Here is a 14,768-nt window from a genome sequence, read left to right on the forward strand (position 1 = left end):
AAATTGAGCACAATTCCTGCACGAACGATCAAATCAATGCAGTCAAACGATCATGTCCTACGACTAGTCTCTTTGTAAACCCAATTTGGAGCCCCGCATGAAAGGTATTGCCAGCGCAGCGCTGAAAAACCTGCAACGACCCGATCTGATCGAGCGCCGTGCCTTTCTGAGCGGCACATGGGCAGCACGCGCGGAGACGCTGGGCGTCGTCGATCCTGCAACCGGCGAACACCTCGTCGATGTGGCGGCCTGCTCGCTTGAAGACGCCGATGCTGCCGTCGACGCTGCGAAGAACGCCTTTCTCGCTTGGCGTGACAAGCTTCCCGTCGAGCGGGGCCAGATCCTTCGCATCTGGGGCAAGCTGATGCGCGATAACGCGCAGGATCTCGCTGTTATCATGACGGCCGAACAGGGCAAGCCGCTGGCAGAGGCACTTGGCGAGATTTCCTATGCCGCGAATTTCCTCGACTGGTTTGCCGCCGAAGGTGAGCGCGCCTATGGCGAAACGATCCCGAGCCACCTGCCAGGCAGCCGCCTCTCGGTACAGATGCAGCCGCTTGGCGTCACCGTTGCGATCACGCCGTGGAACTTTCCCTCCGCCATGATTACCCGCAAGGCGGGCGCGGCTCTCGCGGCCGGCTGCACCATGATCGTCAAGCCTGCTCCGGAAACGCCGCTATCGGCGCTTGCTCTGGCAAAGCTCGCGCAGGAGGCCGGGATGCCCGCTGGCGTATTCCAGGTTCTCACCGGCGAAGCTGCCCCGCTTGCACGCCGTCTGCTGGAAGACACGGACGTGCGCGCATTTTCCTTTACCGGCTCCACCGAGGTCGGGCGCATCTTGCTCACGCAGTCGGCCGCCACCGTGAAGAAGGCCTCGTTGGAACTTGGCGGCCATGCACCTTTCATCCTGTTCGACGACGCCGGGCTTTCCGCCGCTGTAAAGGGCTGTATCGGCGCAAAATTTGCCACGTCAGGACAGGATTGCCTCGCCGCCAACAGGATTTACGTCCAACGTGGGCATTACGATCGGTTCGTCGAGGCCTTCGCCAAGGCGACCCGGGAGCTTAAAGTCGGCCACGGCCTCGAACCCCGCACCGATATCGGGCCGATGACCCGCCCTTCGGTAGCCGAAAAATGCCGCCAGCAGATTGCACAGGCACTCTCCGCCGGCGCACGTCTCGTCTGCGGCGGACAGGACAGCCCGCTTGGCGGCAATTTCGTCACACCGACCGTGCTTGCCGATGTCACCGATGACATGCTGATCGCACGCGAAGAGACCTTCGGCCCAGTCGCCGCAATACTGCCGTTCGATGACGAGCAGGACGTGCTCGCCCGTGCCAATGCCACCGAAATGGGGCTGGCAGCCTACGTCTACACCAATGATCTTGGCCGCGCGATGCGCCTTACCGACCGGCTAGAATACGGCATGATCGCCGTCAACACGCCGAAATTCACCGGCGCCTCGATACCCTTTGGTGGCTGGAAGCAATCCGGCCTTGGTCGCGAAGGCTCACGCCACGGCCTCCTGGAATATCTCGAAGCAAAATATGTCTGCTTCGGCAATCTCGCTGCATGAAAGGATCCGCTGCTATGACCACCAACCTCGATCAGATCGCCGAGATGGACCGCAAATCGGTCCTGCATCCCTTTACGCAGATCAAAGATTTCGCCAGCGGCAAATTGGGCGATCCGACGATCGTCGAAACCGGCAAGGGCATCCGCATTCAGGATGCACAGGGGAACCAGTTGATCGACGGCTTCGCCGGTCTTTACTGCGTCAATGTCGGCTATGGCCGCACCGAGGTTGCCGAGGCGATCTCCCGCCAAGCCTATCGCCTCGCCTATTACCATACCTATGCCGCCCACACGACGGATGAACTCGCAATCCTCTCCGATCGCCTGGTGAAAATGGCGCCAGGCAGGATGAGCAAGGTTTTCTATGGCATGTCGGGTTCCGACGCCAACGAAACCCAGGCCAAGCTCGTCTGGTACTACAGCAACCTGCGCGGCAAGCCGAACAAGAAGAAGATCATCTCCCGCGAACGGGGTTATCATGGTTGCAGCGTCGTCTCCGGTTCGATGACCGGCATGAGTTTTTACCATGACCACATGGACCTGCCGCGTGCCGGCATTCTTCACACCGGCGCCCCGCATCATTATTGGGGCGCTGACGCAGGTGAAACAGAACTCGAATTCTCCAGGCGCCGTGCCAACGAACTTGAAGCGCTGATCCTGCGCGAAGATCCCGACACCATCGGCGCTTTCATCGCCGAGCCCGTACTTGGCACCGGCGGTATCACTCCACCGCCGCAGGGCTATTGGGACGAAGTGCAAAAGGTCCTCAAGAAATACGACATCCTGCTCATCGCCGACGAAGTCATCACCGGTTTCGGACGTACCGGCTCAATGTTCGGGTCGCAGCATTACGGCATCGAACCTGATCTGATCACGGTCGCCAAGGGCCTCACCTCGGCCTACTTCCCGCTGTCGGCCGCCATCGTCGGCGAAAAGGTCTACAAGGTGATGGAAGAAGGGGCCGACCGCGTCGGCGCTTTCTCGCATGGCTACACCTATTCCGGCCACCCGATCGGCGCTGCAGCAGCCAACGCCGTTCTCGACATCGTCGAGAAGGAGGATCTGCCGGGGAATGCACGCACGGTTGGCACCTATTTCCAGGCACAGCTGAAGGAAAAGTTCGCTCAGCTTCCCATTGTCGGTGAGGTGCGAGGCGTCGGCTTGATGGGCGCCATCGAATTTGTGGCGGATCGGGAAAAGAAGACGCGCTTTGCGCCCGGCCTTGCTGTCGGTGCACGTATCTCGAAGGCCGCGCGCAATCGTGGACTGATTGCCCGTGCCATGCCGCATGGCGATATTCTGGGTTTTGCGCCGCCCCTCGTCACGACGAAGGAAGAGGTCGACGAGATCATTGCCATCGCCGAATCCGCTGTGCGCTCGGTCATGGATGATTTGATCCAGGCTGGCGAGACGATTTGATGCAAGCATGACTACCGGGCGAGACAAGTCTCGCTCGGCCATTATTCCTGATACAATCAAGGCCCAGGCTGCATAATGCTTCATCTTTGAGACGAAGCGTGCATAATGTCATGAAATAGCCGTCCTCAAAACGAGCCAATTTCATGCGACGTCAAGCCAATCCCCTCAACCTTGTTCCGATCACGGCGACCAAGCCGGTGGCATGGCGGCCGCACCTTTCCAAGCAAAGGGGTGAGACGAAACATGCGGCGCTCACCGAGCGCATCATCGCCGATATTGATGCCGGCGTTCTCAAGCCAATGGATCGCATGCCGACGCATCGCGATCTGGCGCGCGAACTCGGCCTTTCGGTCCAGACGGTCAGCCTCTCCTACAAGGAGGCGGAGCGGCTCGGCTATCTAAGCGGCGAGATCGGTCGCGGTACCTTCGTCAAGACACGCGTGACCGACCGCGCCGGCCGCATGATGCTTGACCATAGTGCCAACGAAGTACACGATCTTTCGATTATTCGCGGCGTCTATCTCGATGCGCATGAGGCCGCATCTCGCGAGATTCTTCGTGAGCTTTCCGAAGGCGACAATGCAAGCTTCATGCGTCCATGCCGCCCGATCGCCGGCCTTGATCGCCATCGGGAGACGGCGCGCATCTGGTTACGCACGCTCGGCGTCACGGCCGGGGTAGAACGCGTTCTCCTCACCAACGGCGCCGCCCACGGCATTTTTCTCGCCCTAAGCTGCATTGTCCGCTCCGGCGATGTCGTTTTAAGCGAAAATCTCACCGATCACGGCATCATCGGACTTTCCAATATACTTGGCTTCAGCCTGAAGGGCCTGCCTACCGACAATGAGGGCATTTTGCCCGATGCACTGGAAGCCGCGTGCGCAGCAGGCGGTGTCCGGGCATTGGTGCTCATTCCAACCCTCAATAATCCGACAGGTCACGTCTCGGGTGCGGAACGCAGGCATCAGATAGCCGCTATTGCGGCACGTCATGGCGTGTTCGTCATCGAAGATGAGGTCTATCGACCACTGATCGAAGAGGACCTGCCTTCGATCACGGAAATGCTGCCCGATCTCGGTTTCTTCGTCACGAGCTTCACCAAGGTGGTGCTGACGGGGTTGCGCGTTGGCTATCTCGTTGTGCCACCCGCCTATTCTATTCGCGCCGCCTCAATCCTGCGTGTATCGAGCTGGAGCGGCACCTATCTGACCGGCGAAATCGCAACACGATGGGTCGAGAACGGCACGGCGCAGCGCCTGCTCGAAATCCAGCGTGACGAAGCACAGGCACGCCAAAGCATCGCGACAGAAATCCTCGGCGACCATATCGCCTCCAGTCATCCGCTCTCGCTCTGCGCCTGGCTCAAGGTCCCGCCGCACTGGTCCGATGAAGGTCTGGTCCGTTCGCTCACCAACCAGAAAGTCGCCGTCACGCCGTCCGAACCCTTCATTGCCGGACCGGGTCATGGTGGCGGCATTCGTATCTGTTTGGGCGGACGCCTGAACCATGCAAGCCTGGCCAAGGCGCTGACAACCGTGCGGCAGGCCTTTGAGCAACTGCCGCCGGTCTATGACGTCGGTTCGATCGGCTAGAGCGCCCCCACGACAATCATTGAATCATTACAATATAATAATTGACATGATTTTACTTCGCTCACAACATGACAATCATGAAGAGCGAAGTCCAGTCCAGATTGACCGAGGAAACCGTCCAGCCAGTCATCCTGGCAGACATTGAGCAGGCTGCGACCCGCATTGCCGACAGGGTGGCGCGCACGCCGCTCGTTCGCTCCAGCACGCTTTCTGAATACACCGGTCAGTCCGTCCACCTGAAGCTCGAAACATGCCAGCCCGTCGGCGCCTTCAAGCTGCGCGGCGCGATGAACGCTATCCTGTTGCTGGATGATGCGGCACGCGAACGCGGCCTCGTCACCGCCTCGACAGGTAATCATGGTCGCGCCGTGGCCTACGCCGCACGCGAGCTTGGCGTTCCCGCCATCATCTGCATGTCATCGCTCGTTCCGGCCAACAAGATCGAAGCCATCCGCTTGCTCGGCGCGGAAATCCGCATTGTCGGCCTGTCGCAGGACGATGCACAAGAGGAAGTCGAACGCCTGACCAAGAGCCGCGGCCTCACGCCGATCCCGCCTTTCGACCATGCGGACGTCGTTGCCGGTCAAGGCACGATCGGCCTCGAGATTGTGAAAAGCCTGCCTGACCTTGCGACCGTGCTTGTTCCCCTTTCCGGCGGCGGTCTGGCCGGTGGCATTGCCGTTGCCGTCAAGGCCTTGAGGCCACAGGCCCGGGTCATCGGCATATCGATGAAGCGCGGGGCAGCCATGCATGCAGCGATTGCCGCCGGCAAGCCCGTCGCAATCCGCGAAGAGGAAACGCTGGCGGATTCGCTTGGAGGTGGCATCGGCCTCCAAAACCATGTCACCTTTGCGCTCTGCCGCAACCTTCTCGACGACGTCATCCTTCTCAGCGAGGACGAGATCGCCGAAGGCATCCGCCATGCAGCGCGCAACGAGAGCGTCACCGTCGAGGGCGCCGGCGCGGTCGGCATTGCCGCTATCCTCGCAGACAAGGCCCAGCTGTCCGGCCCCACCGCCGTCATCGTCTCAGGCGGCAACATCGACCCGAAGATGCACCAGAAAATCGTCGAGGGGACCACCCTATGAGCCGCATCACTATTTTGATGGAAAAGGATCTTCACGCCATCGTCAAGCTCGACGTCTCCGCGGTCGATTGCATCGAACAGGCGTTTGCGGCGCTCGCCACCAAAGCCGTTGCGATGCCGCCGATCCTGCGCCTCGACATCCCGGAATTTCGGGGTGAAGTGGACGTCAAGACAGCCTATGTGCCGGGCCTGGACGGCTTCGCCATCAAGGTCAGTCCCGGATTCTTCGACAACCCCAAGATCGGTCTGCCAAGCCTGAACGGGTTGATGATCTTGCTCAGCGCGAAGACCGGATTGGTCGAAGCCCTTCTTCTTGACAACGGCTATCTCACGGATGTGCGCACCGCAGCGGCCGGTGCCGTCGCCGCACGACATCTGTCGCGTGAAGACGCCAGCGTCGCGACGATCCTAGGTGCAGGTGTTCAGGCACAGCTGCAACTCGCGGCTCTCATGCTTGTACGCCCGATCAAATCGGCGCGCATCTGGGCACGCGACCACGCAAAGGCGCAGACGCTTGCTGTCGATTTCGCGCGCAGCCACGGAATAGAGACCGCCGCAATTGCCGATCCGCGCGAGGCCGTGCGCGGAGCAGATATCGTCGTCACAACGACGCCGGCCGAAAGGCCGATCCTGATGGCCGAATGGCTTGAACCCGGCCAGCATCTGACCGCGATGGGATCGGATGCAGAGCACAAGAACGAGATTGATCCGGCCGTCTTTGCTCGCGCGATTTACGTCCCGGATCGAGCATCGCAGACCCGCATCCTCGGCGAGTTACACCATGCCATCAAGACCGGCGCAGTCATGCCGGACCGACAGTTTGCGGAACTCGGAGCTGTCATCGTCGGCAAGGCAATTGGCCGCTTGAATGCAGACGAAATAACCTTCGCCGACCTTACAGGTACCGGCGTGCAGGACACAGCCATCGCCAATCTGGCGCTTGCCCGCGCGACAGATGCCGGACGTGGCCAGACGATCGAAAACGACATCAAAATGGGAGATGCAGCGTGAGTGTGACGCTGAACTTTACCCGCGAGGAATATGCCGCTCGCCTTTCCAAAACCCGCCACGCGATGGAAAAGGCGGGGATCGATCTCCTGATCGTCACCGATCCATCCAACATGCACTGGCTTACCGGCTATGACGGCTGGTCCTTCTATGTGCATCAATGCGTGCTGGTGCCGCCGAGCGGCGAGCCGATCTGGTACGGCCGCAAGCAGGATTCCAACGGGGCCACGCGCACCGCTTACCTGGACCATGACAATATCATCGGCTACCCGGATCACTACGTCCAGTCGAGCGAACGCCACCCGATGGATCTTCTGGCGCAGATCATCGGGGAGCGCGCATGGTCCAGCCTCGCGATAGGCGTCGAGATGGACAATTATTATTTCTCGGCAGCAGCCTTCGCCTCTCTGCAAAAGCATCTCCCAAACGCCCGTTTCAAGGATGCGGCTGGCCTCGTCAACTGGCAGCGCGCGGTCAAGAGCACGACCGAACTCGACTATATGCGCAAGGCTGGCACGATCGTCGAACTGATGCACAAGCGCATTGTCGAGGTTGTCGAACCCGGCATGCGCAAATGCGATCTCGTCGCCGAGATCTATGATGCCGGCATTCGTGGTACGCCGGAATTCGGCGGCGATTATCCGGCGATCGTGCCGCTCCTGCCGTCGGGCGCAGACGCTTCCGCGCCGCACCTGACCTGGGATGACAAGCCGATGCGTTCGGGCGAAGGGACGTTCTTCGAAATCGCCGGCGCCTATAAGCGTTATCATTGCCCACTGTCGCGGACCGTATTCCTGGGCAAGCCGACGCAGGCCTTTCTCGACGCGGAGAAGGCGACGCTCGAAGGCATGGAGGCAGGCCTTGCCGCAGCAAGGCCCGGCAATACTTGCGAGGACATCGCCAACGCCTTCTTCGCCGTGCTGAAAAAATACGGGATCATCAAGGACAACCGGACTGGCTATCCGATCGGCCTGTCCTATCCGCCGGACTGGGGCGAACGCACCATGAGCCTGCGCCCAGGCGACCGCACGGAGTTGAAACCGGGCATGACATTCCATTTTATGACCGGTCTCTGGCTCGAAGACATGGGGCTGGAAATCACCGAAAGCATCGCGATTACTGAAACGGGCGTCGAATGCTTGTCGAATGTGCCGCGCCAGCTGTTCGTGAAAGGCTGAGGCCATGCTGACGAGCGCGCCCCGCCCCTCGCCGATAACGCCGACCGTCGATTTCGACGGGAAGGGCGTGCAGCACGGGCATCTGCAATTGCCCTACAGCCGTGACGACAGCGCCTGGGGTTCGGTGATGATCCCGGTCTGCGTCATCTCCAACGGCGAAGGCCCGACCGCCCTCCTCACCGGCGCCAATCATGGCGACGAGTATGAGGGTCCGGCGGCTCTCTTCGAACTGGCACAGACGCTGGATCCCTCGCAGGTGAGTGGGCGCGTCATCATCGTCCCGGCGCTCAATTATCCCGCGTTTCGCGCCGGAACCCGCACGTCGCCGATCGATCGCGGAAATCTGAACCGTAGCTTTCCGGGTCGCCCGGATGGAACGGTGACGGAAAAGATCGCGGACTATGTCACCCGCAATCTGGTACCGCTCGCCGACATCGTGCTCGACTTCCATTCGGGCGGCAAGACGCTCGACTTTCTTCCCTATGCGGCAGCACACGAGCTGCCCGACAAGGATCAGGAGGCGCGTTGTTTTGATGCCGTTGCGGCTTTCGCTGCACCCTACTCGATGAAGATGCTGGAGATCGATGCGGTCGGCATGCTGGATACGACGGTCGAGGAACTGGGCAAGGTCTTCGTGACCACCGAGCTCGGCGGTGCGGGCACCGCCAGCGCAAGAACGATCGAGATCGCGCGAAAAGGCAGTCTTAACCTCTTGCGTCACGTCGGAATCCTGGAGGGCGCGCCATGTACCCAGCCGACCCGCTGGCTCGATATGCCGTCAAGCGATTGCTTCACATTCGCTGAAGATGACGGACTGGTCGCGTTCGCGCACGATCTCGGCGATCCGATCATTACCGGCGATATCATCGCCAGCATCTACCCGGTCGGAAAGACCGGTGTTGCGCCGATCCACTGCCGCGCTGCCATGGATGGCGTTCTGGCGGCTCGCCACGTGCCCGGCCTCATCAAGGCCGGCGACTGCCTTTCCGTGATCGCGACGATCACGGAGAAGATCAAATAAATGCAACCATCTGAGATCCGAAAACGGACCAGAAGAACCTTAACCAGAGGAGAATTCGAATGCGCATCTCGAAAACCATTTGCCTTTCTGCACTTGCGCTTTGCATCGGCGTCACGTCGGCCATCGCACTGACCGTCGAAGAAGCCAAGAAACAGGGATTTATCCGTGCCGCGACGGCCAACGAGGTACCCTACTCGTATATGCAGCCGGACGGCACCTCTGCCGGTATCGGTCCCGACGTCGCCAATGCCGTTCTAAAGTCCATGGGCATTGAGGAGGTCAATTGGACCGTAACGCCCTTCGGCACGCTCATTCCAGGTCTCAAGGCTCGTCGCTTCGATTTTGCCGCCGCAGAGCAGAACATATCCCCCGAGCGCTGCAAGCAGGTCGCCTTTACCGAGCCCAACTCGTCCTACGGTGAGGGACTGTTGGTCAAGAAGGGCAATCCGAAGCGCCTGACGACCTATGGCGACATTGCAAAAGACCCGTCCTTGAAAGTTGCCGTGGTTTCCGGTGCAAACAATGTCGACTTCCTGCGTGCCGTCGGCGTCAAGGACGAGCAGATCGTCTTCATTCCGGCGAATGCCGATGCGATCCCGACCGTGCAGAGCCGGGTCGATGCCTATGCGGCGACCGAGTTGACCGTTTCCGAACTCGCCAAGGGACAGGCCAATGTCGAGCAGGTTGCGCCGTTCAAGGACCCGATCGTCAAGGGCGCACCCGTCCGCAACTATGGCGGCTTTGCCTTCCGTCCGGAAGACAAGGAATTGCGCGACGCGTTCAACACTGCGCTCATCGCGTTCCGAAAGACGGATGGCTACAAGAAGACCCTGATGAAGTATGGCCTGTCGGAACAGAGCATTGCAGCAGCAGCGGAGAAGAAAGTCGCTGATCTCTGCTCCGGGAAGTAACAAAAAAGCGCCCGGTCCCGGACCGGGCGCTACCCGCTTTCATTCGGAGATATTGCCTGATGAGCTGGACAGCCTACCTGCCGATGCTTTGGCAAGGCGCTACCGTGACGATGACGATCACTTTGGCAGCGATCGTCTGCGGCGCGGCGCTTGCCTTCGTTTTCGGCATCCTGCGCGTCGAGGGAGGACCGATTTTGTCGGCCGTCGCGCTCTGTTACACGGAGGTGTTTCGTGGGACCTCGCTGTTCGTTCAGCTGTTCTGGTTCTATTACGCGCTGCCACTGGTCGGTCTCAGCTTCGATCCGATCACCACCGGCATTCTGGTATTGGCCGCCCATGTCGGCGGCTATGGGGCCGAAATCGTTCGAGGGGCGCTCGCATCGGTCTCCGTGCAGCAGCTGGAGGCCGCCCGGGCGTTGAATTTCAACCGTGCCCAGACCCTCTTTCGCATTTCGCTGCCACAAGCCATCGTCGAAATGATGCCGGCCTTCGGAAACCTCGCCATCGAAACGCTGAAGCTGTCCTCGCTGGTGTCGTTGATCTCGATCGCCGATCTCACCTTCGCGGCCCAATCCATCCGCAACATCACGCTGGACAGCGCAAGCATCTATTCGATCACGCTCGTATGCTACTTCGCCATGTCGCTCGTCCTGATGGCAGCCGTGCGCGTGATCGAGCATTTCGTCCGGCGCGGCGATGTCTTCCCTCGCTCGGCTCATTCGTGAGGATCTTACCGCCATGATGTACGGTTACGAATGGGACACGACAACCTGGGTTACCTACACGACCTCGATCCTGCCAATCATTCTGATTGGTTTGACCGTCACGTTGAAGGCGGCAGCCGCTGGGTTCGCGATTGCACTGGTGCTCGGCCTGGTATTCGCCCTCTTGCGCCGAAGCCGCGTCAAGGTGATCTCCTGGACGACCGCCGTTATCGTTGAGTTCCTGCGCGACACGCCGCTTTTGGTGCAGCTGTTCTTCCTCTACTACGTGCTGCCCGATTTCGGTATCGTGCTCCCCGCCTTTCTGACCGGTGCGCTGGCGCTTGGTCTGCAATATGCGGCCTACACTTCGGAGGTCTATCGCGGCGGCATCGAAGCGGTGCATCACGGGCAATGGGAAGCGGCAACCGCGCTCAATATGACGCGCATGCAGGCCTATCGCGATATCATCCTGCCCCAGGCCGTTCCGCGAATAGTCCCTGCCATGGGCAACTATCTCGTGGCCATGATCAAGGAAACCCCGGTTCTCTCGGTGGTCACCGTTCTTGAGATGATGGGGCTTGCCAACATGATCGGCGAACGCACCTTCGAATATCTCGTGCCGCTGACGCTTGTCGGCCTGATCTTCCTTCTGCTGACGCTAATCTGCTCAGCAGGCCTCCACCGCTTGCATAAAGCTCTTCCAAAGGCAGGAATACCCTTGCGATGACCAACAATATCGATCCGCCGCCCATCGTCGAGTTTTCCGATGTCACCAAGCGCTTCGGGATCCTGACGGTGCTTGACCACTTCAATTTCTGCGTCGCGAAGGGCGAGAAAGTCACGCTTATCGGACCGTCAGGCTCCGGCAAGTCGACGGTCCTGCGCATTCTTATGACACTCGAACCGTTCCAGGAAGGCAAGCTGACGCTTGCTGGTACGTCCTACCACGAGCAGGGCGGCAAGGGCCGGTTCCAGGCCTCGGAAAAACACCTGCGCCAGATCCGCAATCATGTCGGCATGGTCTTCCAGAGTTTCAATCTCTTTCCGCATATGACGGTGCTTCGCAACGTTGTCGAAGCGCCGGTGCGGGTATTGGGAATGGCGCGCGCGGAAGCCGAAGGGCGTGCGCTGGACCTGCTGCAGATGGTGGGGCTCGCGGACAAGAAGGACCACTATCCGGTCCAACTTTCCGGCGGGCAGCAGCAGCGTGTGGCGATTGCCCGTGCGCTTGCGATGCGCCCACGGGTTCTGCTTTTCGATGAGCCGACATCCGCGCTTGATCCGCAACTGGTGGGCGAAGTGCTTTCGGTCATCCGCGCACTCGCGCATGAACATGATCTCACCATGCTGATGGTCACCCATGAGATGCGCTTTGCCCGAGAGGTGTCAGATCGCGTCTGCTTTTTCGATAAGGGACGCATCTGCGAACAGGGTGCACCCGAAGAGATATTCGGCGCGCCGCGAATGGAGCGGACGCGCGAATTTCTGTCATCGGTTCTAGGGTAGCCAGGAAATCCAGCGGGGGAGACAGGGGCGTAAGGCTTAGAAACCCGCTGGAAAGAAGCTCTGGATAGGGTTGAAACCCCACGACCCTGTGGGCTACAATCCATATCTTCGTTGGCGTCCGGTCAGGACACTTCGCGCGGCCCTTCGTTTTCACCCGCGGCTCGATAGGATCGAGGACGTAAGCGAACGAATGCTCTGGGAAGAGCTTCGCATGTTCGTTTGCGATTGTCTGGTCTTGCGGCAATTGCATCCGACGGTCCCGCCGCACGGCACTTGCCCAGGGATTGGGCGGGAAAGAGGCGGCTGACCTGCTCGGCATCAGCGAGCCGACCGTGCGCTCGCATCTAGCAATCCGATTGTCCGTCGGCATTCAGCGCTAAATCGCGTCAAGGGCCAATGTGCATCAGTGGTCGCGCATGCTGCGGTAGGCTTCCTGCAGGGCGAGGAACGTCCTGTAGCGCTGCGTATGAATGTCCTGCGCCGACAGATCGGGGCCGATACTCTCACCCAGATTGGACATTCTGCACATGGCTGACTCCAGGCTGGGCACGTGTCCCGCCGCAACCGCACCCAGCATGGCTGCGCCAAGCAGGACCGGCTCATCCGTATCGACGGTGGCGATGGCGATGCCGGCAGCATCGGCGAGCATCTGCCGGACCAACCGGCTTCGTGCCGCCCCTCCACTGACCACGACCGTGGTAATGGCGATGCCCTTGGCACGGAGCGCATCGAGGATCTGCCTGAGGCCGTAACCAATGGACGCCAGACCGGCAAGATAGAGGCGCACGAGGCTGAGCTCGTCCGCATCAAGGCCGAGGCCGGCGATGACGGCCCGAGCCTGCGGGTCTGCAAGAGGTGCACGATTGCCGAGGAATTCGGGCACGATATGCAGCCCCTTTACGATGTCGGTGATCGAAACGTTGGATAAGAGCCCCTGCGCTCGACGTTCCAGCCATTGCACCAGACCGATTCCCTCATGTTGCGCGAGGCGAACCGCCTCCGAGGCGTAGGGATGAAGCTGGACCAGGTGGTCGATGGCCGCCCCGGCTGCCGACTGGCCACCCTCATTGAGCCACATGCCTGGCAGAAGCGCCGAGAAATACGGCCCCCATATGCCGGGGACGAAGACGGGGGCGCGCGTGACGTTCAACGTGCAGGCCGATGTGCCGAAGACATAGGCCAGCCGTTGCTCCAGCTCTCCGGGGAGACCCGCGGCGCCAAGGGTGCCGACGGCGCCGGCATGTGCATCGATCATGCCGGCCGCAACCGGTATTCCGGATACCAGCCCCATCTGTGCCGCCGCATCGACGGTCAACCCGTGCGAAAGACACGTGCCGGGCTCGATCACATCGACCCCGATCCGCGCGAAGCCGGCGTCCATCAGCCCACTCAGCCCAATCTGCTCAAAATAATCAGGATCCCAGGAGGCTTCGTGAGCCAGATAGGTCCACTTGCAGGTCAGGGTGCAGGTCGACCGTTCAAGGCTGCCGGTTGCCTGCCACGTGAGGAAGTCCGCCAGGTCGAAGAGATGGCGGGCGCGGTGCAGACTGTCTGGCAGATTGCGCGAGAGCCACAGGATCTTCGGCGTTTCCATCTCCGGAGAAATGCGGCCACCAACGTAGTCGAGGACGCTGGCGCCCTTGTCGTTGATGTAGGCGGCCTCGGCCGTCGCCCGCTGATCCATCCAGACGATAATGTTGCGCTCGTCGATGCCATCAGCATTGACGGCGACCGGCTTGCGCGCCTCATCGATGAGAACCAGCGAGCACGTCGCATCGAACCCGATGCCGGCAACGGCGGCGGGTGGGATGGCGGACTGCCGCATGACGTCCTGAACCGCGTCGCATACGGCTTCCCATATATCGTCGCTCGATTGTTCGACATGGCTGGCACGGGGGCGCCAAATCCGTATCGGCCTGCTGGCGGTGGCGACGAGGCGGCCGGAGCCGTCGAAGAGGCCGGCGCGGGCCGACCCTGTTCCTACGTCGATGCCAACGAAATATGTGGTCATGGACGTCGCTCTAAAGGTCGAGGGCGGCTGGCAGGATGACCAGATCGCGAATGGTCACCTTGGGGTTGCGGGTCAGCATGAAGACGACCGCCTCCGCCACTTCGCTGGCCTCCATCAGGCTGCCATTGGCAAGCGCATCATCGAGCTTGGCCTTCGGCCAGTCATCGATCAACGGCGTCACCACAGGCCCCGGCAAGACGGCCCCTACCCGCACCCCGTGGGGAGCGACCTGCCGCCGGACGCTGTGCACGAATGCCTGAACCGCATGTTTAGAGGCCGTGTAGATGGGTTCCCAGACGACGGGAACGACGCCGGCAACCGAGGACGTGACGATGATATCGCCGGAGCCATTGGCGATCATGTGGCCGATCACCGCATGGATGGAGCGGAAGGCCGCATTGATGTTCAGATTGAGCACCCGGTCCCAGACATCCGGATCGCCATCGGCAATAGGCCCGCCGACATAGGCGCCCGCATTGGCGTGGAAAATGTCCAGCCGGTCGGTGTGCTGCAGGATGCGCGGCAACATCTGCGACTGACTTTCGCCGAGCAGAAGGTCGATCTCGATCGGGACTGCCAACTCGCCAAGTTCATCGGCCCGCTCGCGCAGGGCCGCAACGTTGCGGTCAATCAGAAAGGTTTTGACGCCATGGGCTACGAGATGCCTGGCGCATTCGAAGCCGATACCCGAGCCCGCGCCAGTGATTGCGGCAGTTTTGCCGGCAAGGTTCTGAACCATTTTCTGTCCTGTTCCTG

Annotated in this window: 13 protein-coding genes; 11 read left to right on the plus strand and 2 right to left on the minus strand. The window is 60.7% G+C overall.

From position 1 onward, the window contains the following. Nucleotides 1-97 precede the first annotated feature (97 nt). From ACSQ3G_RS27755 to ehuA, 11 genes are all read left to right on the plus strand, one after another. Nucleotides 98-1,576 (plus strand): NAD-dependent succinate-semialdehyde dehydrogenase, encoded by a 1,479-nt coding sequence (locus ACSQ3G_RS27755; RefSeq protein ID WP_436112554.1) that lies wholly within the window; start codon nucleotides 98-100, stop codon nucleotides 1,574-1,576. A 14-nt stretch (nucleotides 1,577-1,590) separates the two neighbouring features. Further along, nucleotides 1,591-2,994 carry an aspartate aminotransferase family protein gene (locus ACSQ3G_RS27760; protein ID WP_436112555.1) on the plus strand — a complete coding sequence of 468 codons (1,404 nt, stop codon included), beginning with the start codon at nucleotides 1,591-1,593 and terminating at the stop codon, nucleotides 2,992-2,994. 143 nt (nucleotides 2,995-3,137) lie between these two features. Next, the gene (ehuR, locus tag ACSQ3G_RS27765; protein ID WP_436112556.1) at nucleotides 3,138-4,586 is read left to right on the plus strand and encodes a MocR-like ectoine utilization transcription factor EhuR; all 1,449 of its coding nucleotides are present in this window, start codon (nucleotides 3,138-3,140) and stop codon (nucleotides 4,584-4,586) included. Between the two features lie 68 nt (nucleotides 4,587-4,654). After that, nucleotides 4,655-5,674 carry a hydroxyectoine utilization dehydratase EutB gene (gene eutB / locus ACSQ3G_RS27770; protein WP_436112557.1) on the plus strand — a complete coding sequence of 340 codons (1,020 nt, stop codon included), beginning with the start codon at nucleotides 4,655-4,657 and terminating at the stop codon, nucleotides 5,672-5,674. Then, nucleotides 5,671-6,684, plus strand: a complete 1,014-nt coding sequence (eutC, locus tag ACSQ3G_RS27775; protein WP_436112558.1) for an ectoine utilization protein EutC — start codon at nucleotides 5,671-5,673, stop codon at nucleotides 6,682-6,684. Before eutB ends, eutC begins: the two co-directional genes overlap by 4 nt. After that, nucleotides 6,681-7,859 (plus strand): ectoine hydrolase DoeA, encoded by a 1,179-nt coding sequence (gene doeA, locus ACSQ3G_RS27780; protein WP_436112559.1) that lies wholly within the window; start codon nucleotides 6,681-6,683, stop codon nucleotides 7,857-7,859. Before eutC ends, doeA begins: the two co-directional genes overlap by 4 nt. A gap of 4 nt (nucleotides 7,860-7,863) precedes the next feature. Next, a complete protein-coding gene (gene doeB / locus ACSQ3G_RS27785; RefSeq protein ID WP_436112560.1) occupies nucleotides 7,864-8,880 on the plus strand; it encodes a N(2)-acetyl-L-2,4-diaminobutanoate deacetylase DoeB in 1,017 nt (338 codons plus the stop codon). 59 nt (nucleotides 8,881-8,939) lie between these two features. Continuing rightward, on the plus strand, nucleotides 8,940-9,791 hold the full coding sequence (gene ehuB, locus ACSQ3G_RS27790) for an ectoine/hydroxyectoine ABC transporter substrate-binding protein EhuB (protein ID WP_436112561.1): 852 nt from the start codon (nucleotides 8,940-8,942) through the stop codon (nucleotides 9,789-9,791). Between the two features lie 59 nt (nucleotides 9,792-9,850). Further along, nucleotides 9,851-10,516 carry an ectoine/hydroxyectoine ABC transporter permease subunit EhuC gene (gene ehuC, locus ACSQ3G_RS27795; protein ID WP_436112562.1) on the plus strand — a complete coding sequence of 222 codons (666 nt, stop codon included), beginning with the start codon at nucleotides 9,851-9,853 and terminating at the stop codon, nucleotides 10,514-10,516. 13 nt (nucleotides 10,517-10,529) lie between these two features. Next, on the plus strand, nucleotides 10,530-11,222 hold the full coding sequence (gene ehuD / locus ACSQ3G_RS27800; protein WP_105402647.1) for an ectoine/hydroxyectoine ABC transporter permease subunit EhuD: 693 nt from the start codon (nucleotides 10,530-10,532) through the stop codon (nucleotides 11,220-11,222). Continuing rightward, nucleotides 11,219-12,001 (plus strand): ectoine/hydroxyectoine ABC transporter ATP-binding protein EhuA, encoded by a 783-nt coding sequence (ehuA, locus tag ACSQ3G_RS27805; RefSeq protein WP_436112563.1) that lies wholly within the window; start codon nucleotides 11,219-11,221, stop codon nucleotides 11,999-12,001. The genes ehuD and ehuA overlap by 4 nt, the downstream gene beginning before the upstream one ends. Nucleotides 12,002-12,404: 403 nt before the next feature. On the opposite strand, the gene ACSQ3G_RS27810 is transcribed toward ehuA, so the two are convergent. Beyond that, nucleotides 12,405-14,012 carry an FGGY-family carbohydrate kinase gene (locus ACSQ3G_RS27810; RefSeq protein ID WP_436112564.1) on the minus strand — a complete coding sequence of 536 codons (1,608 nt, stop codon included), beginning with the start codon at nucleotides 14,010-14,012 and terminating at the stop codon, nucleotides 12,405-12,407. Between the two features lie 10 nt (nucleotides 14,013-14,022). Then, entirely contained in the window at nucleotides 14,023-14,751 is a 729-nt protein-coding gene (locus ACSQ3G_RS27815; RefSeq protein ID WP_105436865.1) for an SDR family oxidoreductase, read from the minus strand. Nucleotides 14,752-14,768: the final 17 nt, after the last annotated feature.

The sequence above is a fragment of the Neorhizobium tomejilense genome, assembly GCF_964254135.1.
GTDB lineage: Bacteria > Pseudomonadota > Alphaproteobacteria > Rhizobiales > Rhizobiaceae > Neorhizobium > Neorhizobium tomejilense.